Below are 2,666 nucleotides of genomic sequence, written 5' to 3' on the forward strand. Positions count from 1 at the left end.
TGCGTATTCCACGCGATGGCGGACACGATTCCACGCTGATGGCGGACAGAGTTCCACCGTCATGGCGGACACCGTTCCACGGTGATGGCGGACAGCATTCCATTTTGATGGCGGACACCTGAGGGTGTTCTGAGTGACCCAAACGAGGCATACGCTGACCGGTTTTTCGACCGGAACCAGCTATGCCCACACCCAGGGTCACCATGAGCAAGATACGACACACACTGCAACTGCTGCACGCCGGGGCCTTGAGCACCCGCCAAATCGGTGCCGCTCTCGGCATCTCCAAATCCACCGTCAGCGAGATAGCCAGCTACGCACGCGTGGCTGGCGTGGACTGGGCCTTTGCCCAGACCTTGAGCGACGAAGAGCTGCAAGCGCGGCTGTACCGGCCCCCAGTGGCGCGAGAGTCCCGCCACCTGGAGCCTGACCACGCCCACATCCACAGCGAGCTGCGCCGACCCGGTGTCACCCTGCAACTGCTGTGGGAGGAGTACCAGCATCAACATGCGGGCCAAGCCTACAAATACAGCGCCTTCTGCGAGAAGTACAAGGCCTGGGCCCGCAGCCTGCAGCGCTCCATGCGCCAGACCCACGAGGCCGGCGACAAGCTCTTCGTGGACTACGCCGGCCAGACGGTGCCCGTCGTGGATGCCAGCACCGGCGAGATAAACCAGGCCCAGATATTTGTGGCTGTGCTGGGGGCGTCGAACTACACCCACGCCTGCGCCACCCCCAGCCAGAAGGCGGTCGACTGGGTGGCCAGCATCATCGCCACGCTGGAGTTCATCGGCGGCGTACCCCGCCTGCTGGTGCCCGACCAGCCGCGCGCCCTCATGGATCGCCCTGACCGCTACGAGCCCACCTCACACCGTTTGCTGGAAGAGCTCTCGGTGCATTACGGCCTGGCGGTCATGCCGGCGCGCCCGGCCAAACCACGTGACAAGCCCAAGGTCGAAGTGGGGGTGCAGGTGGTAGAGCGCTGGATTCTGGCCCGCCTGCGCCACCAGACCTTCTTCAGTATTGCCGCCCTGAACCGGGCCATTGCCACATTGCTGGTGGATTTGAACCAGCGAGCGTTCAAGAAACTGCCCGGCAACCGCGCCAGTGCCTTTGCCGAACTCGATGCGCCGCTGTTGCGCCCACTGCCGCCCACGCGCATGCCAATAGCCCGCTTCAAGCCTGCCCGCGTCAACATCGATTACCACGTCGAACTCGATGGCCACTACTACTCCGTGCCCCACGCGCTGGTAGGCGAGGCGGTGGAGTTGCGCATCACAGCGGGCACGGTCGAAGTCCTGCACAGCAACAAACGCGTGGCCGCCCATGCCCTGAATCCTCGCAAGGGCGCACACACCACCACGCCAGAGCACATGCCGGCCTCGCACCGGGCGCACCTGCAGTGGACGCCGGCCAAGCTCATTGCCTGGGGCGAGCGGGTGGGTGTGGCCACCGCGGCCGTGGTGCGCTGGCAGATGGAGCACCGCGCCCACCCCGAGCAGGGTTACCGCTCCTGCCTGGGCCTGATGCGTCTTGGGCGTGAGTACGGAGCCCAGCGGCTGGAGGCAGCCTGCGCTCGGGCGCAGTCGATTCGCTCACCCTCCTACAAGAGCATCGCCTCCATCCTGAGCTGCGGCCTGGACCAGCGAGCGCTGGATGCGCCCATCCCCACACAGGCGAGCTTGCCGCTGCACGAGAACGTGCGGGGGCCGGGCTACTACCACTGACGACGGCCGACAGCCATCACCTCAACCTCCCATACCGAAAGAACAATCATGCTCAACGAACAGACTCTGAACCAACTGCGAGCCTTGCGCCTGGACGGCATGGCCGCAGCGCTGAACGACGCCGCCACCCACATCGCCGCCAGCGAACTGCCCTTCGAGCAACGCCTGGCGCTGCTGGTGCAGCGAGAGGTGGACTGGCGCGACAGCAAACGCCTGGAGCGCCTCTTGAAGACCGCCCGGCTGAAGGTCTCCAGCGCTTGCCTGGAGGACATCGACTGGCGGGGCAGCCGAGGCTTGAGTCGGGATGTCATCGGCAGCCTGGCCGGCGGGGACTGGCTGCGCCATGGCCACAACGTCTTGCTCACCGGCGCCACAGGCTGTGGCAAGACGTGGCTGGCGTGTGCGCTGGGTCAGCAGGCCGCACGCCTGGGCTTCTCGGTGCTCTACACCCGCGCACCACGCCTGCTGGAAGAACTGCATGTGGCCCACGGTGACGGCAGCTTTGGCAAACGGCTGGCGCAACTGGCCAAGCTGGATTTGCTCATTCTGGATGACTTTGCCATCGCCCCGATTGCCCCGCACGAGAGGAACGACCTGCTAGAACTGCTGGACGACCGTGTGGGCACGCGCTCAACGCTCATCACCAGCCAATTGCCGGTGACGGCCTGGCACGCCTGGCTGGACGAGCCCACGCTGGCCGACGCCATCCTGGACCGTATCGTGCATGGCTCGCACAAGATGGCCCTCAAAGGCGAGTCCATGAGGAAGGTCGCCAGGGCCGCCTGAGGCTACCGAGCAGCCACCCGTTCCATGCTGATGGCGGACACTTCGGCTACGATTTGCTCGTCACTCAGGACACTCGCGCAGCGTGTCCGCCATCGCATGGAACGCTGTCCGCGATGGGAATGGAATCACTGTCCGCCATCAGTGGAATGCGCA

The 2,666-nt window shown here is 65.3% G+C and carries 2 protein-coding genes; both read left to right on the forward strand.

Annotation, left to right across the window (positions count from 1 at the left end; genetic code table 11):
• The first annotated feature begins 182 nt into the window (after window positions 1-182).
• Window positions 183-1,727 (forward strand): IS21 family transposase, encoded by a 1,545-nt coding sequence (istA, locus tag K8I04_07335; protein MBZ0071524.1) that lies wholly within the window; start codon window positions 183-185, stop codon window positions 1,725-1,727.
• A 48-nt stretch (window positions 1,728-1,775) separates the two neighbouring features.
• On the forward strand, window positions 1,776-2,513 hold the full coding sequence (istB, locus tag K8I04_07340) for an IS21-like element helper ATPase IstB (protein ID MBZ0071525.1): 738 nt from the start codon (window positions 1,776-1,778) through the stop codon (window positions 2,511-2,513).
• Window positions 2,514-2,666: the final 153 nt, after the last annotated feature.

It is taken from the genome of Gammaproteobacteria bacterium (genome assembly GCA_019911805.1).
In the GTDB taxonomy this organism is placed as follows: Bacteria; Pseudomonadota; Gammaproteobacteria; order Thiohalobacterales; family Thiohalobacteraceae; genus JAHJQQ01.

What these genes read in the sequence shown, in the direction of transcription:
- istB (MBZ0071525.1), top strand. Translation starts at nt 1,776, where the DNA reads ATGCTCAACGAACAGACTCTGAACCAACTGCGAGCCTTGCGCCTGGAC.
- istA (MBZ0071524.1), top strand. Translation starts at nt 183, where the DNA reads ATGCCCACACCCAGGGTCACCATGAGCAAGATACGACACACACTGCAA.